Here is a 24998-nt window from a genome sequence, read left to right as displayed (position 1 = left end):
GCATCAAACGATGCGGGCTTTCTCATTCAGCAGACAGGGCTCAGGCCGCTTTGGCTTCCTGCTGGCTCAGCGAGCGGTTCAGGGCGCTGAACAGTGCCTTGAAGCTGGCGGTGGTGATGTTTTCGTCGATACCCACACCGTGCACCGGGCGGCCACCGGCCACGCGCAATTCGATGTAGGCCGCCGCCTTGGCGTTGGTGCCAGCCCCAATCGCGTGCTCGTTGTAGTCCATGATTTCCACGGCAACCGGCAGGCCGGCAACCAGGGCTTCCAGGGCGCCATTGCCCTTGCCGCGCCAGTGCAGTGTGGTTTCGCCTTCGCCGGCGACTTCCACTTCCACGGCGCTGTGGCCGTTTTCTTCCTGCAGGCGGTGGCTGACCAGGGCATATGGCGCGTTGGCCTGCAGGTATTCCTTGTGCAGCAGGCTGTAGATTTGCTGAGCGGTCATTTCCAGGCCCAAACGGTCGGTTTCACCCTGCACAACCTGGCTGAACTCGATCTGCATGCGGCGCGGCAGACTGATACCGTACTCCTGCTCGAGCAAGTAGGTGATGCCGCCTTTGCCCGACTGGCTGTTGACGCGGATGACCGCCTCGTAGCTGCGGCCAATATCGGCCGGGTCGATCGGCAGGTACGGCACTTCCCACAGCTCGCCTTCCTGCTGCTTGGCGAAGCCCTTGCGGATGGCGTCCTGGTGCGAGCCGGAGAACGCAGTGTGTACCAGGTCGCCGACATAAGGGTGGCGTGGGTGCACGGGCAGCTGGTTGCACTCTTCGACCACCTTGCGCACGCCGTCGATGTCGGAGAAGTCCAGCAGCGGGTCGATACCCTGGGTGTACAGGTTCAGTGCCAAGGTCACCAGGTCGACGTTACCGGTTCGCTCGCCGTTGCCGAACAGGCAGCCTTCGGCGCGATCTGCGCCGGCCATCAGGCCCAGTTCGGTGGCGGCAATGCCGGTGCCACGGTCGTTGTGGCAGTGCAGGCTGATGATCACGCTGTCGCGGCGGCTGACATTGCGGCAGAACCATTCGATCTGGTCGGCGTAGATGTTCGGCGTGGAGACTTCCACGGTGGCCGGCAGGTTGAGGATGACCTTGTGCTCTGGCGTCGGGTTCCACACCTCGATGACCGCGTCGCACACTTCCTTGGCGAATTCCATTTCGGTCGCGCTGAAGGTTTCTGGCGAGTACTGGAAGGTCCAGTGGGTTTCGGGCTGCTGGGCGGCATACTTGACGAACAGCTTGGCAGCGTTCACCGCGATGTCCTTCACGCCTTGCTTGTCCTGGTTGAAGACAATGCGGCGGAATGCCGGGGAGGTGGCGTTGTACAGGTGGACGATGGCCTTTTTCGCGCCACGCAGCGACTCGAAGGTACGCGCGATCAGGTCTTCACGGGCTTGGGTGAGCACCTGGATCGTGGTGTCGTCCGGGATGTGGCCGTCTTCGATCAGGGTGCGCACGAAGTCGAAATCGGTCTGCGAGGCAGACGGGAACGCCGCTTCGATTTCCTTCACGCCCACTTGGACCAGGGTCTTCCAGAAGCGCAGTTTCTTCTCCGAATCCATCGGCTCGATCAGCGACTGGTTGCCATCACGCAAGTCGGAGCTGCACCAGATGGGCGCTGCGGTGATGGTCTTCGACGGCCAGGTGCGGTCAGGCAGGTCGATAGTCGGGAAGGCGCGGTATTTTTTCGAAGGGTCTTTGAGCATGGACATGGAAGCAATCCTTTTGTGTGCGGCCGAAATCGGGCCTGCCGAGCGATAACAAGATGAAGAGGCGAGGCGACGCGATTCAGCCTGGTAGTCGTGCGCTGACCAGGCTGAGGCTGCGATGTTGTCGGAGCAGGATGAGGGTGCTGAAGGTTTTCATGCCTTCAAACTTAACCAGTGGGGTGGGGGATGGCAAGCTTTCGGAAAAAATTGAGAGGAATGCTTAAAAAAAGCGTAAGTGCGAGATTTTATGGCTGGATTATCTCTTGGGATTATTTATTTTTGCGCGGTAGTTTTAGGTGGCGCAACATAGTGGAACCCCTTTGACCTGTTCTGGCCTCATCGCCGGCAAGCCGGCTTCCTCAGCAGTGTTACAGGGCTGGAGCGCTGTGCAGGCAAGGCTTGTCGGTGATTCAGGCACTGCGGTCTCAGGGCTGAAACGCCCCGATGAAAATCGCCGGATCCACCCGCGCATCGTTCAGGCTCACGTTCCAGTGCATGTGCGGCCCGGTAGCCCGCCCGGTCGAGCCCACACGCCCGACTACCTCGCCCCGGCGCAGTTGCTGCCCTACCTGCACATCGATCTTCGACATGTGGCAGAACATGCTGATGAAGCCCTGGCCGTGGTCCACGAATACCGTGCGGCCATTGAAGAAGTAATCCCCCACCAGAATCACCTTGCCATTGGCCGGGGTCTTGATGGGCGTACCTGCCGGCACCGCGAAGTCCAGCCCGGCATGCGGGTTGCGTTCCTCGCCATTGAAAAAGCGACGCACGCCGAACTTGCTCGACAGGGGGCCATTGACCGGCTTGTCGAGGATCAGGTTGCTGGGCAGGGCAGGGCTGAAGCTGCGGTAGGCCTTGATCTGTTCGGCCAGCTCGCGGTCGATGCGCTTGAGGTCGGCGGGGTTCGGGTTGACCTGGCGGGTGTTCTTCAGGGTAATGCGCTGCTCGGGGTACTTTTTGCTACCCACGCTGAACGGCAGGTTGCGCCCGCCTTGGCTGAGCACGGCAGTACCCGGCTTCTGGGTCAGTGGAATACCGACAATGGCCAGCCAGTTGTTCTGCTCCTTGACCACCAGCACCGGCTTGCCGTCGAAGCGCGCTTCGGGGGCGCTGGCGGCAGGGCCGAGGTTGACCACCGCCACGCCGCCGGGCACCGGCTTGTTCAGCGCACGCGTGATGTAACTGGCCTGGGCGCCGCCGGCCAGCAGTAACAGGGAAAGGGCGAACAGGGAGGTAAGCAGGCGGGGCATGTGTCAGTCCAGTAGCGAGAGGGTGACCGGAGTCAGGTGATTGTCTTCCACGCGCACCAGCAGCTCGCCTTGGTCCAGGCGTGCCGTAAGACGTTGGCCGTTGCGGGTCTGTTCGGCGCTGCGAATCGCCTGGCCCTGGTCGTCGAGCAGGATGCTGTAGCCGCGCGCCAGCGTGGCCAGCGGGCTGACCACCTGCAGCGTCTGCAGCTGGGCCTGGAAGCGCTGGCGGCGGTCCTTGAGCAGTTCGCGCATGGCCCGTGGCAGGCGCTCGGCCAGGCTGTCCAGGCGCTGGGCCAGCAGCTTCAGGTTGCGCCCCGGGTGTTGCGCGGCCAGGCGGGTTTCTGCCCGCGCCAAACGCTCGCGGCGCTGGTTGAGGCTGAGCAGGAACGCCCGGCGCAGGCGCATGTCCAGGTCGTCCAGGCGCTGGGCCTGCTGGCGCAAGCGCTCGCCCGGGTGGCGCAGGCGCCTGGTCAGCGAGTCCAGGCGCAGGCGGTCGTGGCTTAAGCGGTTCTGCATGCGCAGCAACAAGCGCCGCTGCAGCCCGTCCAGGCGTTGGCGAATGCCACTGCTGTCGGGCGCCAGCAGCTCTGCGGCGGCAGACGGAGTGGGGGCGCGCACGTCTGCCACGAAGTCGCTGATGGACACATCGGTCTCATGGCCGACTGCGCTGACAATCGGTGTGGCGCAGGCAGCCACGGCGCGGGCCACGGCTTCTTCGTTGAAGCACCACAGGTCTTCCAGCGAGCCGCCACCACGGGCCAGGATCAGCGCATCGAAGCCAAGGCCGTCGGCCAGGCGGATGGCGCGCACGATCTGGGCGATGGCCTCGCGGCCCTGTACCGCCGTGGGAATCAGGTTCAGTTCCACCTGCGGGGCGCGGCGGCCGAATACACTGATGATGTCGCGGATCACCGCGCCGGTGGGGGAGGTGATGATACCGATGCGTTGCGGGTGGGCAGGCAAGGGCTTCTTGCGTTCGGCGCTGAACAGCCCTTCGGCACCGAGCTTTTCCTTCAAGGCCTCGAATGCCAGGCGCAGCGCGCCATCCCCCGCCGGCTCGACGGTGTCGAGAATCAGCTGATAATCACCCCGGCCCTCGAACAGCGAAACCTTGCCCCGCACCCGCACCGCCAGGCCATCGCGCAGCGCTTGGCGCACCCGCGTGGCGCTCTGCCGGAACAGGGCGCAGCGTACCTGGGCACCGCTGTCCTTGAGGGTGAAGTACAGGTGGCCAGACGCCGGGCGGGCGAGGTTGGAAATCTCGCCCTCCACCCACACGCTGCGGAACACGTCTTCGAGCAGCACGCGGGCGCGGCCGTTGAGTTGGCTGACCGTCAGGACCTCGCGGTCCAGGCCGAGTCGTTCGAAAGGGTCTTTGATCATGGCCGGCATCATACCCTACCGGGCGTTGCGGGCTAGCCGGGATCTTTCATCGCGGCCACGAACTGGCGCACCAATTGCTCTGCATCGCGCCGGCACGCCAGGGCCACGGTACTTTCCCGGCCCCCCTCCAGTGTGACGAAACTGATAGAGGCCGGCGCAATATCGCGCATGCATTGCGGCAGCAGGGCCACGCCAAAACCTGCCTGGATCAGCTGCAACTGGGTCGTTTTGCGCGACAGCACCTGCGCGGCCTGCGGGAAAAAGCCCGCATCCATGCACAACGAGGCCGCCAGGTAGCTCAGCCCGCCGCGCTCACGGTGTGGAATGGAAATGAAGCGCTCGTCGCGCAACTGTTGCAGCGTAACCTGCGCCACACCGGCCAACGGATGCCCGGCCGCCACCGCAAGCAGCAAGGGTTCGCTGAACAGCTCATGCAGCACCACGCCGTCATGCTGGCGAAGCACCGGCAAGCGCAACAGGCCGATATCCAGCCGCCCCGCAGCGATATCTTCCAGTTGCGCCTCCGACGACTGCTGGGCGATGTCCAGTGCAACCCCCGGGTTAGCGTGCAGGTAACCGCTCAAACGCGCCAACAGCGGGCCGGTCAACGGGACGGTGCTGGAGTGGTTCAGGCGCAAGCTGCCTTGCAACCCTTGGCCAATATCACGGGTCACCCGCTCTGCCTGCGCCAAGTCGGCCAGCAGGCGCCGTGCCCGCTCCAGCAACGCCTGGCCGGCCGGGGTCAGGCGCGGCAGGCGGGCGGTGCGCTCGAACAATGGCGTGCCCAGTTGCTGCTCCAGCTCCTTGATCTGCCGGCTGAGTGCCGACTGCGCGATGAACAGGCGTTCAGCGGCACCGCTGAAGCTGCCGCACTCGGCGATTTCCACGAAGTAACGCAACTGGCGGATGGACGTCATGTCATGCCTTTTCGAGATGGCTTTGGCGATAAAGCCATATTAGTCGGCATGGCTCTCAGCTGGCTAACCTTTGCCTATGCTCCCTGGAACGGCTGCCATGCTTACTGAACTGTCGCTCACCGGCCTTGACTGGCTGCCCATCCTGCTCGGTGTCGGCGTGGCCTACGTCGTCTTTGGCATTGCCGGTTTCGGCACGGCCTTGGTGGCGGGTCCCGTGCTGATCCATTTCATGCCGTTGTCACGGATCATCCCGCTGCTGGTGCTGCTCGATTTTGTCGCCGCCTTCGGCAACCTGCTGCCCTCGCGACGTGATGTGGTGCGCGGCGAGTTGCTGCGGCTGTTGCCGTTCATGGCCCTGGGCTGCACGTTGGGCGTGGTGTTCCTGCTGCGTTTGCAGTCTGACGTGCTGTTGCTGTTGATGGGCCTGTTCGTTACGGCCTACGCGCTGTATAGCCTAGCGGTCAACGTGCGGCCGGCGAACCTGTCCGGTTTCTGGGCAGTGCCAATGGGCACGGCAGGCGGGCTGTTCGGGGCGCTGTTCGGCAGCGGCGGTTTCCTTTATGCGCTGTACCTGAGTGCACGCCTTGAACGAAAGGAGCAGGTGCGCGCCACCCAGAGCGCGCTGATCAGCTGCAGCACGGTGGTGCGCCTGGCATTGTTCCTGGTCGCCGGTGTTTACGCCGACCAGAGCCTGCTCTTGCTGGCTGCATGCCTGCTGCCGGTCATGTTCATCGGCTTGTGGGTCGGCCGTGGGCTGACCCACAGGCTGTCGCGCGAAGCCTTTGTGCGCTTGGTCACTTGGCTGGTGCTGGCCAGCGGCTTGGCGCTGATCGGTCGCTACCTCGGCGCCTGAGCGGTAGAATTACGCCCTTATCGCAGTTTTGCAGGCTTGTACCGTTCATGAACACCCAGAGCATTATCGTTCCCAAGCTGTCCACCGTGCCGGTGCACGAAGCCCGCGCCCGCGCCATCGTGCGCTGGCTGGTACGCGAGAAAGTGGTCGAGGAGCAGCTGAGCACCTGTGGCCGTACCGGCAACCGCATGGGCCACGCCCTGGCTGCAGGCGCCCGCAAGGTGGCCCTGCGGCCTGAGCTGTTGCCTTTTGGCGAGCAGGCTAACGGCCTGGAAGTGGTGCTCAAGCGCTGCATCTATACCCCCACCGAAGGGTTTCTTGAAGAAGCCGGCTGCCCGCAGTGCCGGCGCGAGGTGGGCGAGCCGCTGTTCGAAAGCCTGGAAGAATGGATGCCGGCGGTCAGTGACAACTTCACCTGCCCGCTGTGCGGCTTCGAAGATGACATCAATGGCTTCATTTACCTGCAGCCATGTGCCTTCTCCAACCTGGGGTTCATCTTCAACAACTGGGGCGAGGCCGGGTTTACCCAGGCCTTTCTCGACAGCTTCGCCGACTGGCTCGACCAGCCGGTGACGGTGGTGCAGGTCAGCTGCAAGCTTTAAGTCGCAAGCTTCAAGAAAAACCGGCGTGTATGCCTGACGACTCTCGTAGCTTGCCGCTTGTAACTTGAAGCTTGATTTACATTGAGCGGCGCGCCGTGCATGAGTATAATGGCGCGCTTCCATTTTTCCCGCCCGGGAGCCCCCGCGATGCTGCGTATCAGCCAAGAAGCCCTGACCTTCGACGATATCCTCCTTGTACCTGGCTATTCCGAGGTACTGCCCAATGAAGTCAGTCTCAAGACCCGTTTGACTCGTGGCATCGAGCTGAACATTCCGCTGGTTTCCGCCGCCATGGATACCGTGACCGAAGCGCGCCTGGCCATTGCCATGGCTCAGGAAGGCGGCATCGGCATCATCCACAAGAACATGACCATCGAGCAGCAGGCCGGCGAAGTTCGCAAGGTCAAGAAGTTCGAGGCTGGCGTGGTCAAGGACCCGATCACCATCGACGCCGACGCTACCGTGCGCGACCTGTTCGAGCTGACCCGCCTGAACAACATCTCCGGCGTGCCAGTGCTGGCCAACGGTGACCTGGTCGGCATCGTCACTTCCCGTGACGTGCGCTTCGAAAACCGCCTGGACGCCAAGGTCCGCGACGTGATGACGCCAAAAGAGCGCCTGGTCACGGTGCGCGAAGGCGCCGACAAGAACGAAGTGCGCGAGCTGCTGCACAAGCACCGCCTGGAAAAAGTCCTGATCGTTGACGACAAGTTCAACCTCAAGGGCATGATGACCGTCAAGGACATCGAAAAGGCCAAGGCCTACCCGCTGGCCAGCAAGGACGACCAAGGTCGCCTGCGCGTCGGCGCTGCCGTCGGCACTGGCAAGGACACCGGCGAGCGCGTAGCCGCCCTGGTTGCTGCCGGGGTTGACGTGGTGGTGGTCGACACTGCCCACGGTCACTCCAAAGGTGTCATCGACCGCGTGCGCTGGGTGAAGGAAACCTACCCGCAGGTGCAGGTAATCGGCGGCAACATCGCCACCGGCGCTGCGGCCAAGGCCCTGGCCGAAGCCGGCGCTGACGCGGTCAAGGTCGGTATTGGCCCGGGCTCTATCTGCACCACCCGTATCGTTGCAGGCGTCGGCGTGCCGCAAATCAGCGCCATCGCCAACGTTGCCGCCGCTCTGGAAGGCACCGGTGTGCCACTGATCGCCGACGGCGGCATCCGCTTCTCCGGTGACCTGTCCAAGGCCATCGTAGCCGGTGCTTCCTGCGTGATGATGGGTTCGATGTTCGCCGGTACCGAAGAGGCGCCAGGTGAAGTCGAGCTGTTCCAGGGCCGTTCCTACAAAGCCTACCGCGGCATGGGCTCGCTGGGTGCCATGGCACAGGCGCAAGGCTCGTCCGACCGTTACTTCCAGGACTCCTCGGCCGGTGCCGAGAAGCTGGTACCGGAAGGCATCGAAGGCCGTGTGCCGTACAAGGGCGCACTGGCGGCGATCATCCACCAGCTGATGGGCGGCCTGCGTTCGTCCATGGGCTACACCGGCAGCGCAACCATCGAAGAGATGCGCACCAAGCCGGAGTTCGTACGCATCACCGGCGCCGGCATGGCCGAGTCCCACGTGCATGACGTGCAGATCACCAAAGAAGCCCCTAACTACCGCGTCGGCTAACGCCTCCAGCGGTAAGCGACAAGCTTCAAGCTACAAGCGGTAGTTGCACTGCAGCAACTACCGCGTTCTCCCCGATCAACTTGCAGCTTGCGGCTTGACGCTTGCAACTGCATCAGAGATTGAGTCATGGCCCTCGACATTCACGCTCACCGCATCCTGATCCTCGATTTCGGTTCCCAGTACACCCAGCTGATTGCCCGCCGCGTGCGCGAGATCGGCGTGTACTGCGAGCTGCACCCGTTCGACATGGACGATGAAGCGATCCGCGAATTCAACCCGCGCGGCATCATCCTCGCCGGCGGCCCCGAGTCGGTCCACGAAGCCAACAGCCCGCGCGCGCCGCAGGCAGTGTTCGACCTGAACGTGCCGGTGCTGGGCATCTGCTACGGCATGCAGACCATGGCCGAACAGATGGGCGGCAAGGTCGAAGGTTCCGACCTGCGTGAGTTCGGTTATGCCCGCGTGGACGTGGTCGGCAAGAGCCGCCTGCTCGACGGCATCGAAGATCACATCGACGCTGACGGCGTACTGGGCCTGGACGTGTGGATGAGCCACGGCGACAAGGTCACCCAGATGCCGGGCAATTTCCATGTATTGGCCAGCACCCCAAGCTGCCCGATCGCCGGCATGTTCGACGACACCCGCGGCTACTACGGCGTGCAGTTCCACCCGGAAGTGACCCACACCAAGCAGGGCGGTCGCATCCTGTCCCGCTTCGTGCAGGACATCTGTGGCTGCGAGGCCCTGTGGACCCCGTCCAACATCGTTGACGACGCCATCGCCCAGGTGCGTGCACAAGTGGGTTCGGCCAACGTCCTGCTGGGTCTGTCTGGCGGCGTCGACAGCTCGGTGGTTGCCGCGCTGCTGCACCGCGCCATCGGCGACCAGCTGACCTGCGTATTTGTCGACAACGGCCTGCTGCGCCTGCACGAAGGTGACCAGGTGATGGCCATGTTCAAGGAGAACATGGGCGTCAAGGTCATTCGCGCCGACGCTGAAAAGCAGTTCCTCGACAACCTGGAAGGCGAAGCCGACCCGGAGAAGAAGCGCAAGATCATCGGCCGCACCTTCATCGACGTGTTCGATGCCGAGGCCAGCAAGCTGGAAAACATCCAGTTCCTTGCCCAGGGCACCATCTACCCGGACGTGATCGAGTCGGCTGGCGCCAAGAGCGGCAAGGCCCACGTGATCAAGTCGCACCACAACGTCGGTGGCCTGCCGGAGGAAATGAACCTCAAGCTGGTCGAGCCGCTGCGTGAACTGTTCAAGGACGAAGTGCGCAAGATCGGCCTGGAACTGGGCCTGCCGTACGACATGGTCTACCGCCACCCGTTCCCGGGCCCAGGCCTGGGTGTGCGTATCCTTGGTGAAGTGAAGAAGGAATACGCCGACATCCTGCGTCGTGCCGACCACATCTTCATCGAAGAGCTGCGCAAAGCCGACTGGTACCACAAGACCAGCCAGGCCTTCGTGGTGTTCCAGCCGGTCAAGTCGGTCGGCGTCGTCGGCGACGGCCGTCGCTACGCCTGGGTCGTGGCCCTGCGTGCCGTCGAGACCGTGGACTTCATGACCGCGCGTTGGGCACACCTGCCGTACGAGCTGCTGGAAACCGTCAGTGGCCGTATCATCAATGAAATCGACGGCATCTCGCGCGTGACCTATGACGTGTCGAGCAAGCCGCCGGCGACGATTGAGTGGGAATGATCCCGCGTCTGGCACTGCCCGGCACGATCTAGCAGAAAATGCCCTGAAGCCCGCGTAATTGCGGGCTTTTGGCTTTTTGGGGCTGGCAAATTCGGGTAGCGTTCTGCATCGCCAAGCACGGTGTTTATGTGGCATGGTACGGGGTACTGACTGCATCTAATGCCATGCGTGACACTCAATACCATGTCTCTTGTTCCGGAGTTGGCATGGTATCGAGTTGGCCTAAAGGCCCGGTTTTACTGGGGATGGACCCCATTTTCCCGCGCTTTTCAGGGCATGGTATTTTTTCATGGAAATAGTGGAAGCCATGCTCACCGATACCAAGCTTCGAAATCTCAAGCCCCAGGACAAGCTCTACAAGGTGATTGACCGTGACGGCTTGTACGTGGCCGTCACCCCAGCCGGCTCAATCTCCTTTCGCTACAACTACTCCATCAACGGCCGGCAGGAGACCATCACCTTCGGTCGTTACGGCTTAGGGGGGATCACTCTGGCAGAGGCTCGCGAGCGGCTAGGGGAGGCGAAGAAGATGGTCGCCGCTGGCAAGTCTCCAGCTAAGGAAAAAGCGCGTGCGAAGGCGCGCACGAAGGGTGCTGAGACTTTTGACGCTTGGGCTGAAAAATGGCTGCGCGGTTACCAGATGGCGGACTCGACGCGAGACATGCGTCGATCAGTCTACGAGCGTGAATTGAAGCCGAAATTTGGCAATCAGAAGCTGGTCGAAATCACCCATGAGGATCTGCGTGCGCTGACGGATGCCATAGTGGAGCGGGGTGCCCCTGCAACCGCCGTCCACTCACGGGAGATCGTGCTGCAAGTCTTCCGTTGGGCCATTGAGCGTGGCCAGAAGGTTGAAAACCCTGCCGATCTGGTACGGCCTGCCAGCATCGCGAAATTTGAGCCGCGCGACCGTGCGTTGACGCCCGATGAAATTGCGCTGATGTACCAGTACATGGACAGAATCGGCACTGCGACTTCGGTTCGCGCAGCGGCCAAACTCCTTCTGCTGACAATGGTGCGCAAGAGCGAACTGACCAACGCGACGTGGAGTGAGATCAATTTCAGCGAGGCGCTGTGGACGATCCCCAAAGAGCGGATGAAGCGTCGTAACCCTCATTTGGTGTTTCTGTCCCAGCAGGCATTGGATTTCTTCATCGCGTTGAAAACCTTGGCAGGAGGTTCAGACTACGTTTTGCCGTCACGCTACGACTCTGATTTGCCAATGAGTGCGGCCACGATTAACCAGGTACTGACGCTGACCTATCGCCTTGCCCAAAAAGAAGGGGTGCCCCTAGACAAGTTCGGTCCCCACGACCTGCGACGTACGGCTAGCACGCTGTTGCATGAGGCGGGCTACAACTCCGACTGGATCGAGAAGTGCCTCGCGCACGAGCAGAAGGGTGTGCGAGCCGTGTACAACAAAGCCGAGTACCGGGATCAGCGTCGCGCGATGCTCCAAGACTGGGCGGATATGATCGACGAGTGGACCACCAAAAAGCCCAGACCCAAAGGGTGATTTGAGACTTCTCAGCTGACGTTACTCCACGATATTCCCACTTCGGTGGAATTTTTTTTGTCCGAGAACACATGAGTTTCGGGAAAAACGAAATGAGGAAACCTAGCCTAAATCTACTTCAACAAAATCAGCTATTTATGTCGCCCGGACTGTCCGCAAAACGATAAGTTAATGGACGCTAACTTGTTGAAAATGTTGAAAAAATACCTCTGTTTTTGCTGGAAAATACCGGAATCGTGGGGCAATACTTGGGCCTCGGACGATGACGGAAGGGGTATTCCTTGTGGATAAAGAATCGCAAAAAACGAGCAAGGTCTTGATCAGCAAGAAGCAACTGCTGGCAATGATCCCGCTGTGTGAGCGCACGATTTACAACTTCGAGAAGCAAGGGAAATTCCCTCAGCGCATCGCGGTGAGTAGTCGCAAGGTTGTGTGGGATTTGGCCGAGGTGGAGGCGTGGATTGATACATGCAAGCTTTCTGGCTCGGCCCCTCGCCCCGGAATGGGGGCCTGAGCTGTGGCGATTGATTTGCGGGCTGCGTTCGAGAACGAACCGCCCACTCTAGACTTTATTTGGCCGGGCTTCCTCGCTGGAACGGTAGGCGCATTGGTGGCGCCGGGAGCTACAGGAAAGAGCTTTTGGGCGCTGGAGGCCGCAATGGCCATCGCGTGCAGCGTTGCCGGTGGTGATCTAGTCGGGCTCGGTCCCGCATGCGCTGGCCGCGTGGTGTATTTTGCTGGAGAAGACCCAGAAGTCGCACTGGTCCGCCGAATCCATGCCATCGGCCAGCACCTGAATCAGCAGGCACGTGAAGCCATCGCGGAGAACCTGATCATCCAGCCCATCATGGGCAAACGGATGAACGTGATGGATGACCAGCATCTTGCCCGCGTTATCGAATTCTGCGCCGGTGCCCGCTTGATCGTACTGGATACTCTAAGCCGGATTCACGATAGGGACGAGAACAGCAACGGCGATATGGCACGACTTGTCGCCACGCTGGAGTGCGCCGCGACGAGCACTGGGGCATCCGTCCTGTACTTGCATCACGTCAGCAAGGGGAGTGCCCGTGAGGGGCAGACTGACCAGCAGCAGGCGGCGCGGGGCGCCTCCGCCCTGATCGACAACGCCCGTTGGTGCGGCTTCGTCGCCAAAATGACAGAGGAACAGGCCAAGACCCTCAGCGACCGCGCCTATGATCGACAGCCCATCGGCAATGACCGAAGGAGCTTGTTTGTCCGCTTCGGTGTTAGCAAACAGAACTACGACGCCACCCCAGTCGATCAATGGTACAAGCGCCATGACGGCGGCGTCCTTGTGCCAGTGGAACTGCTGGAGACGAAGAAGGGAGGAGCTCTGCACATCGTCAATGGGGGCGACGATGAGCGGTGGTAATGCGGTGACCCCCACCAGTACAAGCGCGCAGGCGCGCGTGATGCTCTATCAACCTAGCCAGCGCCCTCGATTACGGGAAAGTGACTGGGCCGATACGTCATTCGGTCGCTGCCGTGTGACAGGCAGACTAGGCCAGAGACACGCCGATATAGTCGAAGCGATCTTGTATTGCGCGGAGCGGCGACGCGATGTTTCTGATGGCGGTGTAGAGCTTCTGGTTGACCCCGCTCGGGTGAGAAAAACACTGTCTGACAGTCGCTACAGCTTTACACAGATCGAAAAGCTTTTGACCGAACTGCGAGCCGCGACGATCACAATCGAAACGCCACAATTCGATTTCCCAATAATCGGCGGATTGATCGATCACGTTATCCCTTCTCCGATGACGCGGCTTGATCCGCTGACAAGGGGAGAGCGATATCTGTGGAGGGTGCGGCTTGGCGTAGCACTAGTGATGCTACTTGAGCATGATTTGAGTTTGTACTACGACCCGGCACCCATTGCCCGCCTCCAGCATGGCATCAGCCAAGCGGTTGCGCGGCACGTTTTGAGCCACAAGTTCGAGCCGTCAGGTGGTTGGTATCTTGACACCGTCATCGTGGCTGTCGCCGGTGCGGTGCAGAGTAAGGCGATGCGCGATGCGCGGTACAGGTTGAGGGAAGACGCCGCCGAATTGAAAGCGTTAGGCCTGCTTCTGGACGGCGTGAGGGTAAAGAAAAAAGGTACTGGTGAAGCTTGAAGCGTCGTATACCCGCCCGATAGCGTTGCACATCCGCCCGAGAGCGTCGCACACCCGCCCGAAACGTCGCACACCCGCTCGGAGTTGGCAGGATATTCAGGATATTCAGTTCTGCGCGGCGCAGCCCGCGCTTAGGCGCGGTCCGGCCTTGCTACTCGGCCTGCGGCCGTTGGGCACCAAAAGAAAGGGCGGTTCCGTCGAACACACACCACTTCGAGCACCTGGGACATTGCGCTGGGCTAATCTGTACCCCTTTAGGATTGAGGTCTCAGCATGGAATGTCACGTTCGTCCTGCCACGAGCAGAGATGCAGCAGCGATTAGTCATGTAGTTCTAGCTGCCCTGCGTGAGTCAAACTCACAAGACTACCCGCCTGATGTGATCGCTCAGGTTGAGCAAAGCTTTTCTCCTGAATCCATCACCACACAACTTGCTAAGCGCAGGGTTTTCGTCGCCTTGCTGGGCGAAAACATTATTGGTACTGCCGGTCTCGACGGTGACGTGGTCAGAAGTGTTTTCGTTGACCCGGCTCACCAAAAAGGCGGTATCGGTAGGCATTTGATGGATGTCATTCATGCAACTGCTGCCAGCGCTGGAATTGGAGTTGTACGTGTGCCGTCGTCGATTACAGCTGAAAAGTTTTATGCCACGTTGGGCTATCAGAAAATCCGCGACGAGTTTCATGGGGCTGAACGCACCATCGTTATGGAAAAACGGCTCTAGGATTAGTCCAGGCTGCTTACCCTACTGATGCGGCAACAAAGTAGTGATCCCACTTGCCCGCTTGTGAAGGACCGATAGAGTCGCTGAGAACGCAGCTCAGGGCCTTTAAGGGGGAGTATCAGGCTGTTCAAAGTCCGTGCGTATTACTAATCATGAAGCCCCGAACTGTAAACGGCCGTTGTCCGTGTTCATGATGAAAGTGCTCCCGCGATCCTCCAGGACTCCTTATGAGGCAGAAGAGGCTAGATGCAGAAAATTAATCCCCGCACTGAGGCGGGGTGTTTGGGAGGCTGGCCAGCGATCAGCGATTGCCGGGGTTTTCTCGCTTCTGTGCTTCCTGCGCAGCCTGGATGGCAATCATCACTTGATGGCTCAGAGCAGCGCTATTCTTGCTTCCCAGCAGAGGTAGACGACTCAAGGTCCGCGTTCCCGCAAACATGCGATAGGAGGCCGACAGAGCAAGCGGCCTGACCCGAAGCTGTAAGGCCGTGAATAAGCGATTCAAATTATCCAGCTGCGCCCCGTAGCCCTTGCTACGCAGCCACCGGCCGAGCGCCCACATACCGATGGCCAAGGTCGAGGCGAGTACTACGAATCCAGCGAACATCAGAATGTCATTCATGGTTATTTCTCCTGTTGGTCGTTGCTCGAGGTCATGCTCGAAGCGTCGACGCGACCGGGATTGGTGCTGGTGTTGGCATCAGGTCGGATGACGTTTGACTCCGCGCCTACCGTTTCCACGGGCGGTTCTGCGCTTGTGGTCGATCTGGCTTCGCCGAGAGCTGATGTTGGAACACCAGCACCAAGAGACGCTGAGTGCGCATTCTCCATGCCGGGCACTGACAGCGAGGCGATCACGCCGAGTGCTTTTGCTCCACCATTGGCCGCTTGGGATAGTGCGCTGCCGGAGCTGACAGCTCCACTTTTTGGTGTCGCTTTTTGATCATTGTCACCGCCGCTCTGCGCGGCCTTCCCGGCCTGCTTAGCGGCCTGTTGGACGCCGTTGCTGGGTGTAGCCGATGGGGAAGCTACACCACCGCCAGTCTTTGCACCTGCGGAGCTTGCCCCCTTGGTCGCTGCGCCGCCGCCAGTGCTGGCCCCCACGCCGGAGGACGTAGCGCCACTTACAGACGAAGCGGCACCACCGGCGGAGGTTGCACCGGCAAAGCTGGAGTTGATAGCTCCTGCCAGACCGCCGTTGCTGATGCCACCGGCACCCGCTGCACCGGCAGCACCACTGCTGCCAGCAGCGCCGAGAGCACCGGCTGCGGCAGGAGCGGCCGCCCCGGCGGTGGCGATGGTTGCGATTGCCGCCGCTGCGCCGGCAGCACCAGCCGCCGCCATACCACCGATGGCTGATCCACCACCCATCGAGGTGCCACTTATCATGCCGCCGATGAGGTCAGGAATGGTCTTTGTCAGATAGCAGCACACCAAGGCCAGACCAACCATCGTCATCAACGAGGCTTCGTCATTGGTGTAGGCGGCCAACCACTGCTTGGCCGACTGAACGATCAAGCCGACGATCAGCGTTAAGACGAACAGCTTGGCTCCGATTGCGACGGTGAAGCGCATTGGGGCGATTGCAAAATCACGCGTCCATTGTGACCCGCCAAAGCCAAAGAACAGCACCGAAGCATTGATGATGACGTAAGACTCTACGAGCGTTACGAACATGAATGCAGCGATGAAGGCGAAACACGCCAACACAAGGATTGCGCAAACTGCGATCAGAAGTCCTTTGGCCGGAGAAAACACTGATATGCCCTTCACCATGGTGCGGCCAAAATCCAGTGCGACCGCCAGCATATCGCCGGGTTCTAATGCGCGTCCGAGGCCGCTAGCGGATGCCGCAGCATCGCGGAAACTATCGACAATGGCAGATGACCACTCCACCGAGTACTTCATAACGGCAAGGAAGAAACCGACCACCAGGACGAAGCGCAGCAGCTCTCCGACAATCTCGCCGAAGTCGGCTTGCTTCATGACCAGAGGCATGAACGTCCAGATGAACTGAATCGAGGCCAACAGCCAGAATAATCTGATCGCGTAGTCATACAGCTTTCCTGACCACTGGTGCGACTGCTGTAAAACGAGGTCGAGTAGGCCTTGGACCGAAGTGTCAGCATGGGAAAGGTCGGTCGCGGCCATAGCATCTCCGCTCACGAATACACTCGCCAAGACGAGGAAGAACAGTAGGCGATGATCCATAGCTAGTACCCCTTAACGCCGCCGCGAGTGTTCGGGCGCGCTTCAAACGAGGCATCAGCATCGCGCTGTTGCTGTTGCTGCTCCGCCGCCGATGTACATTCGCTGTTGCGTTGAACCGCCACGGTGACCATAGAACCGATTAGTGCAGAGCCGGAGCAGATCAACGCGATGAGCCATTTCGAAACAGTCATTCTCAGTACCCCTTCACGCCGCCGCGTGTATTTTTGCGCGCTTCAAACTGCTGTTCGGTAGCTTCGCTGGCTGCTGCACGGTCACCCTGCTGAGCCAGATAGTTGCCCTGCATGTTGATTTGCGTAGCCACCAGATCGCGCAGCTTTTGCAACTGCTGTACGTTCTGTGAGGCTATTTCGTTGCCCGCCTGAAGTGCTTGCATCCGGCCCACAGCCGACTGTGAACGGGTCATCATGCGGTCAAGCTGCTCGCCCTCAGACTCAAAGGTGCTGGTATTGAGGTTCGCCGCTTTTAGCGCAGCTTTCACGTTGTCGCGGCCTTGCTCAGACCACGTCTGATAGCGATCTTGTGCCGGTGATTCAGCCGAGTTGGCAGCTTGATTCAGGTACGAATTGAAACCGGGGAAAGCCGTGTTGAACTGCGAATCCATGTTCTGGATTTGACGGCCCAACGCCTGCGAGCGGTCGTAGACGTTCATCACGTTTTTAAGATCGGCCGCGATACTGCCGAACATCGAATCAGGCAAGCCTGTGCCCTGCGTGATCATGCTTTGATACTGCTGCACCTGGGTTTGCAGTTGCTCGGCGGTGTTCAGAGCCGTGTTAACCGCCTCAGCGTACTCAAACATTTGCTGATAGAACGTGGAACAATTTTCGCAGTAGATGGCGTAAGCCGTGGCAGGTGCAACGGATAAGGTCCCGCCAACTAAGCTGGTTCCGACCATCGCAATGCTCAAAACCGCATGACGCCCGGCTTTGCGTACACGGGACGACGCTTTTATGAGTAATTCCCTTTTCATGCCGAATACCTCATTTCTAACCTTGGTGGCTCGATTATTTACCGATATTGGCCTGTTTAAAATATGCGGATAACTATGCTATCCGCATAAAGTTTTCGTGGTCTGTCCGTAAACTGTCCGGTATCTGGGCGAGAAATAATAACTATCGGTCTGATTTATAAGGCGTTAGTTGTGAGGAGGGGAGGGGTTAGGTTTGTCCGGTTTTATACGTTTTGCGGACACAAAAAAGTCCACCGGAGTGGACTTTTTAACGAGAGCGGCAGAGTCAATGTGCTGAATAATATGGATTCTGTGCTCGGTAGGGCGCACGCTCCGCCTTAGGTATGCGCAGCGCGTCGAGATGCCAGTCTTCGAGGGATAAAGCCAGCTCAGCCGCGATGCGCTGGGCTTCGGTAACATTTTCTGCAGCCCGGTTACTGGCTCGACCGAGGCAGGCTTGCAATTCATCGAGTCGACTGGCAAATGCGCTGATGCGGTGAGCTGTCTTCATGGTCAATTCCCCTTACAGATCTTTTCCACTATGCGGTCGAATTCTTCCCGGACCTGATCGTCCGTAAGCTTCAGATTAACCAATCCTGACTTTATTGCAATTCTGCCGATTCTCTCAGCGGCCTCATTGTCGAGTTTTGCCAGTCGTGCTTTAGCGGTTTCCAGTTCGGAAATGGCGTCAGAACGGCGCTCAGCGAGAGTTTTGCGTGCCATTGATTGCTCCGATATTTCTGATGATTTTCTTCGGTTAAAGTGCGTAAGCCTATGAATGCTCTCATTCGAGGTGCGTAATTTTCAAGGTGCATGCTTTGCACATTAGCAGCGCTCGCCGCTAAACAGTCTGTATTGGTGCCAGAGGCTAGATAATTCAATTGACCTCGTTCACTGTGACGGCTTTATGCGATTCTGCGCGACTCTATGCGATTGAAACCATTTATTAATGCGACGCTATGCGGATGTATGCGAACCTACGCGAATCTACGCGATTAGACGAAATGCAAATGGCATCTCTGCTCCAGTTGCATAGAAGCGCATAGGAATAGACGGCAAGATGTGTGTTGTACGGGTACGGGCAAGCCCGTCCCCATCCAACACCGCCCCTTATTCGCCTTCGGCTCAACGGCACCTTGCTCTGCGAGGCCCGCAGCCGCTGCCGCGTGTAAGAGCGGAAAGCAACAACAGGAGCACTAGCAATGTCAGAGGGCACCAAAGGAATGGCTCATCCTCGGCGGTGCAGAAGGCCGATATTGGTAACGGGCCCTCGGATCTAGCTGTAGAGCAGCAAGATGCGCAATTTGTGAGCTTGGGGCCATGATGTGTGAAAAATTTCTCTTTCAATGTATTTTGGAGCCTTGAAATCTGCTTTTCTAGCCGATCCTCAATACTGATCGGCCAGAACCGCACGATGCCGATGGAGGCCAGGCGCTAAATGAGAGACAAGGCACATGACGAAGTGATGGCTGCATATTTCCGGGACAACCCAGCTTACGGCCAAGCTTTGCTGGATGAACTCGGCAAAGACGGTGCTTGTGATGAAATAGCTGTGTTGTTTCGCCAATTAAGAGGTGTCCATGACGTTGACTCCTCTCTTACATGGATCGTTTGCGAGAAGGGCACTGAATGAGTCTTCATCTATTGATAGATACGTCGGTATGGCTTGACCTCACCAAGGACCATAGGCACCTTCCTTTGCTGGACGCACTTGTTGCAATGGTCGAAGCGGAAGAAGCGGTGCTCGTAATGCCTCAAATCATTCTTGAGGAATTTGAACGGAACCGAGATAGAGTGATGGCTGCGAGCCGAGCCAGCCTTTCCAGTCATTTTAAGCGGGTAAGAGAGGCAATTCTCCAATTCGCTCCCGAGGAAGGGCGGGATGCGACGTTGAGACAGCTCAATGAGGTTGATCACCGGGTAGCGACTGGCGGAGAAGCGGTAAATGAAGCGGTTGAGTTGATCGAAGGGCTTTTCGGCAAATGCAGGTCAATCCCAGTCAGCGACAAGATTAAAGTACGTGCGGCAGATCGAGCGATCTCAAAAATCGCCCCATTCCATCGGCAGATGAATGGAATTGGCGATGCGATCATCATCGAAACCTACATTGATGCCCTGTCTGCGCGTGAAGAAGGGGATGTGTTCGCATTCGTCACCCACAATATTCATGACTTCAGTCAAAAAGGGGCTGATACCCGTGTACCGCACCCTGATCTAGCATCCATTTTTGATGGCGCGACGTCCCGATATGAAACCAACCTTAGTATTTTACTTAGCGAATTTGCTAGCGAGCTGGTGGAAGAAACTAGATTTGAACGAGAGTATAGCCAGGATCCTCGACAACTTTCTGAATTGTTGGATGCTGAAAACAAGCTTACAACACAGGTCTGGTACAACAGGAAATGGGGAATCATTGCTCGCGTTGAAGACGGTGAAGATAAAATTGTATCGAGAGAAATTTGGGATGCGGCCAGTCCCGTGGAGCGGCGAGGCTTGCTCGTGGACTCAATCTGGGAGGGAATGATCGCCGCTATGAAGCGGGCTGAGGAGGACCTCGGGGAGGAAGAGCTTGGTCCTTGGACTGATTTTGAATGGGGAATGATCAACGGAAAGTTGTCGGCGATCCGTTGGGTTCTCGGTGACGAGTGGGATATGCTAGATACTTGAGTCTTTGGATAGAGCTGCGTTTTTATAGGGCTAGAGGCTTTGCTGCTTGTTGTTTGGTTTTATTGCGTTGTTTGTGGTTATGTGTAATGGTGTGGCTGGCTAACTCCAAAAAGCCCGCAGTAGCGGGCTTTTTAGTAATTCATGCGTTTCGTGATTAGGCCTGCTCGTAATGATGAACTGTCTTGTTTACGATGTATTTTATTGGGGGTGCTGGAGTTAATGATTCTCCATCGAAGAATACATAGTTTTTGCCTTGGCCGAACGAGCTGTTAAAGACAATGCCATCAAATTTTGCTTCGCTTTTGATGAATTCGCATAAAAACTGAGTGGGGATGTAGTCCAGATTGCTGTTTTCAGGTCTGATAGGCTTAGAAAGCTCGTTGGAGAACAGTTCAAGTAGTCCAAGAAATCCTAATACAGCTGATAGTTGTTCCTCCCCGAAAGCTGAGGCGGAGCAGTGTTTTCTTGGTGTTGTCAAATCAAGGACCGACAGCTCGCGCACAGGAGTCATCTGCGCAACATATACACCGCTTGAATTGCTTGGGCGCACCTCGCTTATACAAGTAATCAGGCTGTCCGCTACATATAAATATGGAATTCCCAGCGGATTCGCTCGGCCTCCTGTCACTATCTCGCGTGGAGGGCAGCCCATCTGATTTGCATCCAAGGGTGTTTCTGATATTCGTGCCCTGAAGAAACTTTCCCTAATATCGACCGGGATTTTAAGCTGTTCTAAAAGCTGGAATAGCACACCTTCATTACTGCCGGGTGTTAATCTGCTAAATAGTGAGGAGTGTATAGTGGCCTTTGGAAAAAATCGATTTTTGTGCTTCAACTCGATCTTGAAATCTTCCCATTGATCGGTATAGCTAGCGACATCGAAATCAAACGCAAAGCGCTTTTCTGCTGTGTTGTTCCCAAAAATATCGTTAACGAGTATCTCTGTCTGTCGAATCCCGTTACTCAAAACGCCATAGGATTTTAAGACCTCAGAGAAAGGAATCCCATTTTCATCCTCGCGTAAACCGTAGGTGAATAGTTCCAGCTTGTCAGCTAGGCCAGCGGGGTCGATACAGGAAACCTGGCTCGTGCCACAGTAACTGCATCGACTTATCTCGCCCTCTGCGTTTATTTTGGCAACTATCACGGAGTCATGAAAACACTGAACGCAGCATCTAGGCATCACTCACCTCTGACGAAATCGCAAGTGGTTTCAATATGATGCTTAATTGAGTATTTTTTTACTTGACCTAGCCCAGGGAACGGATTGCCTCTTAGTGATACAAGTTCTTGAAAGCCTTGCGTTTTATTGAATATCCCAGGGTTTGCGGTGGAGAATTCCCAAAGTTTTTCAAGCGCCGATTTAAACTTGCCGCCCGGGTTGGCGGGTGAGTCATCGTTGAATGAGGAGAAATGACGAACGTACATGGCGTCAAATTCGACTCGATTAATATAGCTTAGGTGGATAGTTACCACATATGCGGGACCACCGGCCTCACTATATTCCTCGCTTAGAATTGTATAATCACCAAAACCAATGGCGTTTGAGTAGGATTTCCATTCGGTGTGTAATGATGAGTAAAAGGACTTGTCCTCGTAATCGGCATTTCGGATTTTTTTATCAAAAAAATCGCCAAATAGAACAACATTTTTCAATAAAGACAGCGCGCCGGGATGGATTTTTTCTTTGTTAACAAGAACGCAGGACGCGGAGCTAAGTTTTTCGACAAATTCTTTGTCGATACCTCCATCTATCAAAATTGCGCTGTCAGACAGGGAGAAACCAAAATCTGGTAAGATAGAGAGGTCTGCGATACTTTTTGCTTTGATACAGGGAACAAACGAGTCTCGATCTCCTGCGATTTCAAGTACGATTTTTTCGCTTTTAGAAAAGTCCCCAATGCTAGGGTTTATAATCACAAGCGGCTTGATTCCTGACTTGTGTAATGCTTCTATTGTTTTATGTAGAGGGGCAAGGTTCCCCCGTACAGGCTCAATAACAGGGCGGATGAGCTCAGGAGAAATTGTTTCTGCTAGCTCTCTCAGAGCTATCAGTTCAAATTGCTTGCCCCGTAATATTGGGTAGTACATGTAGTGTCCTTACTAAAGGTCTTGTTTAGGTTTTCTGCCAGGCTTCGCCTGTGATCAGTTCGTAGTTTAAATCCAATTCCTGCCATCAATAAGGAACGCGGAAGAGATAGGATGAAATCTTTTTCAATCTTTCTGCTTTTTTTAAGAGTTGTGCAAAATGCTCTTCGGACATCAACAGAGGGTAATTTCTGCAAAATGTTTTCACATGCAGAAAAGATTTCTGTGTTTGGGTAATCTAAGCTTTGATCTGAAAGCGCCGATACAATATCTCGATATTCATGCACGCGAAGTGAGCGCATTAGAATTGAGATGTCCACCGGCTCTGTTGATGTCACTGCTTCTCGGATTGTCCGGAGGTTTTTTCTAGGGGTTAACTCCAGAATTCCCACGTCGCTATCGATAGAGCTCAATACTTTTGATAAGTGCGATTTCCCTACGACAACATAAACTTTGTCAAATAATTTCTTGTAGGAGGCTAGTTGCTCGGGAAGACGATCTAGATTGTCGAAGTCTGATTTTATTTCGTAGCATGTAGAACTGCCGTTTAAAATAACGCAATCGGCCTTGTTTCGGCCAACTCTGAATTCTGGCAATACAGTTGCTGTATTAAGGGAGTGCCTCCCCAAAAGCAATCGCTCGGCGACAATGTTTTTAAAAAAATACTCAGTCCTATATTCTCTTGAGAGGGCTGAGTATGAGTGTTCAAATACTTCTGCGGCCGTAAACTCTTCTCTGAGCTCACCTCTAAAATGGGTGGCAACCTTCAAAAGAAAGTCGAAATTTCCGGATGCCACTTCCGTGAGCCGTTTGCTGGAGAACAGTCTCGCTGCATCTCTTGTAGTGAACACTTTTGGACCTCTTACACCACGTCAGCGATCGTTGATCCCTTGGCTGGCATCTTTCCGACAGACGGTGCTATTTTCATTTCTACGCTAGCCAAAATACGCTGAATGCAGCACCCTGGGAGCAGAATACAGGGTGTTTCGGTCAGTGCATGATGGCCAGCACGTACCTGTGGGTAAGGATACGCCAACATGAAAGGCCGCGCACAAGCTAATGCTTGCTCAGCTCTAGAAATGGGCGGCCTAACCAATAGCAATCCACCCTCGCTGGAGGAGGGCGGTGCTAACGAAGCCGCATGCGCCTTACTCTTACGATTCACCAGCTGGGATTGCTCTTGCTCTGTTGGGGTAAGCGGGTGAATGGGGTGGATAGATTTTCCTCGATACTCTGGACTCATGCATCTTGACGCGGGCTGCTCAACCTTCACGCTTCGCAAGCCAAGCCAAGCCAAGCCAAGCCAAGCCAAGCCAAGCCAAGCCAAGCCAAGCCAAGCCAAGCCAAGCCAAGCCAAGCCAACACGTTCACTGGAAACAGGACATCGGTACCATGTCAAATTTGGGATTGCTGACATGGCATCGGGATGCTCCGGCGAGCATATTATTTAACTAGTATGGGCTCTTCATTAATATAGCGTATGGGCTATATTAGTAAGGTCAATAGACTAGCTCTCCGACTTTGGTATGAATTTTCCGATGTATACGTAAGGTTCCAGGTCGAACGCTCGCTTCAGCCCGAGAGCATCATATTCAGTTATGCTTGGGGCTTCGGAAAGTGCAGAGGTAACCATAGCAAGACGCCATGCTGGATTGGATTGTAGACCTTTCCCATACTCATTCCGAGTAATAAAGAATTGGGGGGTGGGACTGGATGTGCCTTTTACCTCGACGTGCCGCACCGATTTGCCTTTGGTAAAAACAAAGTCATACCCACAGGGTAGGTGAGTAACGCGTTCGCAGGTGTACCCTTTAGTTTTGTAATGCTCAATGACGGCGCATTCTGCTGCAAATTCCACCTTTTTCCGATGCTCTGGTGTACCGAATCCCTTTAGAGGATCGGCTGCGTCGAGTTCGGGATCGGGTAACGAGCCCTCGCTAGGGTTCTGAATAGCAAATTGGGTCATCATTTTCAGACGACTGTTGAGAAGTTTCAGTACACGAATTTTATTCTTATTGGTGTTTACGTCTGGCCCTTCTAGAAAGGAATATTTGCCCTGCCTTACGGATGGGTCCGAGAAAGGCATAGTTCGGTACTCAGGTGGAACGAAGTATGCGGTCTTACTAGAAATGCAGTACGACCAGTCATAGGCCGGGTGCGCAGCATCCCCTCGCTTCTTGATCAGGCTTTCTGGAGGATCAAGCCATTCGCCATGTAGGGTAGCATTTTCGTACCAACCGACAACATGGACGCCAGTATGCTTTGGGTTTTTTGCGAGGCAAATCACTGTCCAGCCATTTGGATCGTCGTTTGACGGTGCATACTCGCTTGCTTGGGGCGGAACATAACAATAGTAGGTTCCATCAGGCCCAGGGTTGAAGTTGAACGCCTCGTGTCCCCGTCCTTCGTTTTTTTTGCCCTTGTTTTCGTTGAGCCACCCAAAATTACCGTCGACCGGTCCGCCGCGATAGTATTCTGACCAACCAAACTTCACCCACAGGATCTTTTTCACAGACTATTCCCTTTTTCAGATTTATTCCTGTCTATCGAGCTTGATCAGCAGGCCGTCAGAGACCTGGCGGCTATCGGTTGCAGATGGGAAGCGGTGCTTCTCATGCAACAACACTGCTCCATGCGCAGGTAAACAC

General features: G+C 56.7%; 24 protein-coding genes. 11 read left to right on the top strand and 13 right to left on the bottom strand.

Features of this window, described 5'->3' with window-relative positions:
* Positions 1–40 precede the first annotated feature (40 nt).
* The 4 genes from leuA to ACF8SD_RS05435 form a co-directional block, all read right to left on the bottom strand.
* A complete protein-coding gene (leuA, locus tag ACF8SD_RS05450) occupies positions 41–1714 on the bottom strand; it encodes a 2-isopropylmalate synthase (protein WP_009683414.1) in 1674 nt (557 codons plus the stop codon).
* Between the two features lie 422 nt (positions 1715–2136).
* Positions 2137–2964 (bottom strand): peptidoglycan DD-metalloendopeptidase family protein, encoded by an 828-nt coding sequence (locus tag ACF8SD_RS05445; protein ID WP_392484007.1) that lies wholly within the window; start codon positions 2962–2964, stop codon positions 2137–2139.
* Between the two features lie 3 nt (positions 2965–2967).
* Complete coding sequence (gene xseA / locus ACF8SD_RS05440; protein ID WP_392484006.1) at positions 2968–4347, bottom strand: exodeoxyribonuclease VII large subunit; 1380 nt, start codon at positions 4345–4347, stop codon at positions 2968–2970.
* Between the two features lie 32 nt (positions 4348–4379).
* On the bottom strand, positions 4380–5264 hold the full coding sequence (locus ACF8SD_RS05435; protein ID WP_392484005.1) for a LysR family transcriptional regulator: 885 nt from the start codon (positions 5262–5264) through the stop codon (positions 4380–4382).
* A 97-nt stretch (positions 5265–5361) separates the two neighbouring features.
* On the opposite strand from ACF8SD_RS05435, the gene ACF8SD_RS05430 reads away from it, so the two are divergent.
* The 9 genes from ACF8SD_RS05430 to ACF8SD_RS05390 all read left to right on the top strand — a co-directional run bounded on the left by ACF8SD_RS05430 (position 5362) and on the right by ACF8SD_RS05390 (position 14414).
* A complete protein-coding gene (locus ACF8SD_RS05430) occupies positions 5362–6117 on the top strand; it encodes a sulfite exporter TauE/SafE family protein (protein ID WP_212624443.1) in 756 nt (251 codons plus the stop codon).
* A gap of 47 nt (positions 6118–6164) precedes the next feature.
* The gene (locus ACF8SD_RS05425; protein WP_392484004.1) at positions 6165–6719 is read left to right on the top strand and encodes a sugar ABC transporter ATPase; all 555 of its coding nucleotides are present in this window, start codon (positions 6165–6167) and stop codon (positions 6717–6719) included.
* 147 nt (positions 6720–6866) lie between these two features.
* Positions 6867–8336: an IMP dehydrogenase gene (guaB, locus tag ACF8SD_RS05420; protein ID WP_003255025.1), complete on the top strand. Its 1470-nt coding sequence runs from the start codon at positions 6867–6869 to the stop codon at positions 8334–8336.
* Positions 8337–8462: 126 nt separating this feature from the next.
* Positions 8463–10040: a glutamine-hydrolyzing GMP synthase gene (gene guaA, locus ACF8SD_RS05415; RefSeq protein WP_173887725.1), complete on the top strand. Its 1578-nt coding sequence runs from the start codon at positions 8463–8465 to the stop codon at positions 10038–10040.
* Between the two features lie 307 nt (positions 10041–10347).
* Complete coding sequence (locus ACF8SD_RS05410; protein ID WP_331843870.1) at positions 10348–11556, top strand: tyrosine-type recombinase/integrase; 1209 nt, start codon at positions 10348–10350, stop codon at positions 11554–11556.
* 283 nt (positions 11557–11839) lie between these two features.
* The gene (locus ACF8SD_RS05405; protein WP_392484003.1) at positions 11840–12070 is read left to right on the top strand and encodes a helix-turn-helix transcriptional regulator; all 231 of its coding nucleotides are present in this window, start codon (positions 11840–11842) and stop codon (positions 12068–12070) included.
* A 3-nt stretch (positions 12071–12073) separates the two neighbouring features.
* Positions 12074–12952, top strand: coding sequence for a helicase RepA family protein (locus ACF8SD_RS05400; protein WP_392484002.1), 879 nt, complete (start codon positions 12074–12076; stop codon positions 12950–12952).
* Entirely contained in the window at positions 12939–13691 is a 753-nt protein-coding gene (locus ACF8SD_RS05395) for an ABC transporter ATPase (protein WP_392484001.1), read from the top strand. The genes ACF8SD_RS05400 and ACF8SD_RS05395 overlap by 14 nt, the downstream gene beginning before the upstream one ends.
* Positions 13692–13964: 273 nt before the next feature.
* Positions 13965–14414, top strand: coding sequence for a GNAT family N-acetyltransferase (locus tag ACF8SD_RS05390; RefSeq protein WP_085616738.1), 450 nt, complete (start codon positions 13965–13967; stop codon positions 14412–14414).
* A gap of 301 nt (positions 14415–14715) precedes the next feature.
* Here the strand turns inward: ACF8SD_RS05390 and ACF8SD_RS05385 are convergent, their stop codons facing one another.
* The 5 genes from ACF8SD_RS05385 to ACF8SD_RS05365 form a co-directional block, all read right to left on the bottom strand.
* Positions 14716–15036 carry a hypothetical protein gene (locus ACF8SD_RS05385; protein ID WP_392484000.1) on the bottom strand — a complete coding sequence of 107 codons (321 nt, stop codon included), beginning with the start codon at positions 15034–15036 and terminating at the stop codon, positions 14716–14718.
* Positions 15037–15038: 2 nt separating this feature from the next.
* On the bottom strand, positions 15039–16625 hold the full coding sequence (trbL, locus tag ACF8SD_RS05380; protein ID WP_392483999.1) for a P-type conjugative transfer protein TrbL: 1587 nt from the start codon (positions 16623–16625) through the stop codon (positions 15039–15041).
* Between the two features lie 193 nt (positions 16626–16818).
* On the bottom strand, positions 16819–17616 hold the full coding sequence (gene trbJ, locus ACF8SD_RS05375; RefSeq protein ID WP_392483998.1) for a P-type conjugative transfer protein TrbJ: 798 nt from the start codon (positions 17614–17616) through the stop codon (positions 16819–16821).
* A gap of 265 nt (positions 17617–17881) precedes the next feature.
* Positions 17882–18106, bottom strand: a complete 225-nt coding sequence (locus tag ACF8SD_RS05370) for a hypothetical protein (protein WP_331843999.1) — start codon at positions 18104–18106, stop codon at positions 17882–17884.
* Positions 18107–18108: 2 nt separating this feature from the next.
* Positions 18109–18318: a TraC family protein gene (locus ACF8SD_RS05365; protein ID WP_331844000.1), complete on the bottom strand. Its 210-nt coding sequence runs from the start codon at positions 18316–18318 to the stop codon at positions 18109–18111.
* A 715-nt stretch (positions 18319–19033) separates the two neighbouring features.
* On the opposite strand from ACF8SD_RS05365, the gene ACF8SD_RS05360 reads away from it, so the two are divergent.
* Both ACF8SD_RS05360 and ACF8SD_RS05355 read left to right on the top strand, forming a co-directional pair.
* Positions 19034–19228, top strand: a complete 195-nt coding sequence (locus ACF8SD_RS05360) for a hypothetical protein (protein ID WP_331844001.1) — start codon at positions 19034–19036, stop codon at positions 19226–19228.
* The gene (locus ACF8SD_RS05355) at positions 19225–20262 is read left to right on the top strand and encodes a PIN domain-containing protein (protein WP_392483997.1); all 1038 of its coding nucleotides are present in this window, start codon (positions 19225–19227) and stop codon (positions 20260–20262) included. The genes ACF8SD_RS05360 and ACF8SD_RS05355 overlap by 4 nt, the downstream gene beginning before the upstream one ends.
* A gap of 154 nt (positions 20263–20416) precedes the next feature.
* On the opposite strand, the gene ACF8SD_RS05350 is transcribed toward ACF8SD_RS05355, so the two are convergent.
* From ACF8SD_RS05350 to ACF8SD_RS05335, 4 genes are all read right to left on the bottom strand, one after another.
* A complete protein-coding gene (locus tag ACF8SD_RS05350; protein WP_331844003.1) occupies positions 20417–21409 on the bottom strand; it encodes an RES domain-containing protein in 993 nt (330 codons plus the stop codon).
* 35 nt (positions 21410–21444) lie between these two features.
* Positions 21445–22353 carry a sce7725 family protein gene (locus tag ACF8SD_RS05345; protein ID WP_331844004.1) on the bottom strand — a complete coding sequence of 303 codons (909 nt, stop codon included), beginning with the start codon at positions 22351–22353 and terminating at the stop codon, positions 21445–21447.
* Positions 22314–23201: a sce7726 family protein gene (locus ACF8SD_RS05340; RefSeq protein WP_331844005.1), complete on the bottom strand. Its 888-nt coding sequence runs from the start codon at positions 23199–23201 to the stop codon at positions 22314–22316. Before ACF8SD_RS05340 ends, ACF8SD_RS05345 begins: the two co-directional genes overlap by 40 nt.
* Positions 23202–23857: 656 nt before the next feature.
* Positions 23858–24862, bottom strand: a complete 1005-nt coding sequence (locus ACF8SD_RS05335) for a protein NO VEIN domain-containing protein (protein ID WP_392483996.1) — start codon at positions 24860–24862, stop codon at positions 23858–23860.
* Between the last annotated feature and the right edge of the window lie 136 nt (positions 24863–24998).

This window comes from Pseudomonas sp. CJQ_9, from assembly GCF_043106615.1.
Taxonomy (GTDB): Bacteria; Pseudomonadota; Gammaproteobacteria; order Pseudomonadales; family Pseudomonadaceae; genus Aquipseudomonas; species Aquipseudomonas juntendi.
The sequence above is the reverse complement of the archived record's forward strand: the minus strand, read 5'-3'. Positions and strand labels throughout refer to the sequence as shown.

Bases quoted from the DNA above. Each gene is read 5' to 3' on its own strand.
- ACF8SD_RS05360 (WP_331844001.1), top strand. From the start codon at position 19,034: ATGAGAGACAAGGCACATGACGAAGTGATGGCTGCATATTTCCGGGAC.
- trbL (WP_392483999.1), bottom strand. From the start codon at position 16,625: ATGGATCATCGCCTACTGTTCTTCCTCGTCTTGGCGAGTGTATTCGTG.
- ACF8SD_RS05355 (WP_392483997.1), top strand. From the start codon at position 19,225: ATGAGTCTTCATCTATTGATAGATACGTCGGTATGGCTTGACCTCACC.
- ACF8SD_RS05435 (WP_392484005.1), bottom strand. From the start codon at position 5,264: ATGACGTCCATCCGCCAGTTGCGTTACTTCGTGGAAATCGCCGAGTGC.
- trbJ (WP_392483998.1), bottom strand. From the start codon at position 17,616: ATGAAAAGGGAATTACTCATAAAAGCGTCGTCCCGTGTACGCAAAGCC.
- ACF8SD_RS05425 (WP_392484004.1), top strand. From the start codon at position 6,165: ATGAACACCCAGAGCATTATCGTTCCCAAGCTGTCCACCGTGCCGGTG.
- xseA (WP_392484006.1), bottom strand. From the start codon at position 4,347: ATGATCAAAGACCCTTTCGAACGACTCGGCCTGGACCGCGAGGTCCTG.
- guaB (WP_003255025.1), top strand. From the start codon at position 6,867: ATGCTGCGTATCAGCCAAGAAGCCCTGACCTTCGACGATATCCTCCTT.
- ACF8SD_RS05345 (WP_331844004.1), bottom strand. From the start codon at position 22,353: ATGTACTACCCAATATTACGGGGCAAGCAATTTGAACTGATAGCTCTG.
- ACF8SD_RS05370 (WP_331843999.1), bottom strand. From the start codon at position 18,106: ATGAAGACAGCTCACCGCATCAGCGCATTTGCCAGTCGACTCGATGAA.
- ACF8SD_RS05410 (WP_331843870.1), top strand. From the start codon at position 10,348: ATGCTCACCGATACCAAGCTTCGAAATCTCAAGCCCCAGGACAAGCTC.
- ACF8SD_RS05385 (WP_392484000.1), bottom strand. From the start codon at position 15,036: ATGAATGACATTCTGATGTTCGCTGGATTCGTAGTACTCGCCTCGACC.
- ACF8SD_RS05445 (WP_392484007.1), bottom strand. From the start codon at position 2,964: ATGCCCCGCCTGCTTACCTCCCTGTTCGCCCTTTCCCTGTTACTGCTG.
- guaA (WP_173887725.1), top strand. From the start codon at position 8,463: ATGGCCCTCGACATTCACGCTCACCGCATCCTGATCCTCGATTTCGGT.
- leuA (WP_009683414.1), bottom strand. From the start codon at position 1,714: ATGTCCATGCTCAAAGACCCTTCGAAAAAATACCGCGCCTTCCCGACT.
- ACF8SD_RS05395 (WP_392484001.1), top strand. From the start codon at position 12,939: ATGAGCGGTGGTAATGCGGTGACCCCCACCAGTACAAGCGCGCAGGCG.
- ACF8SD_RS05430 (WP_212624443.1), top strand. From the start codon at position 5,362: ATGCTTACTGAACTGTCGCTCACCGGCCTTGACTGGCTGCCCATCCTG.
- ACF8SD_RS05390 (WP_085616738.1), top strand. From the start codon at position 13,965: ATGGAATGTCACGTTCGTCCTGCCACGAGCAGAGATGCAGCAGCGATT.
- ACF8SD_RS05365 (WP_331844000.1), bottom strand. From the start codon at position 18,318: ATGGCACGCAAAACTCTCGCTGAGCGCCGTTCTGACGCCATTTCCGAA.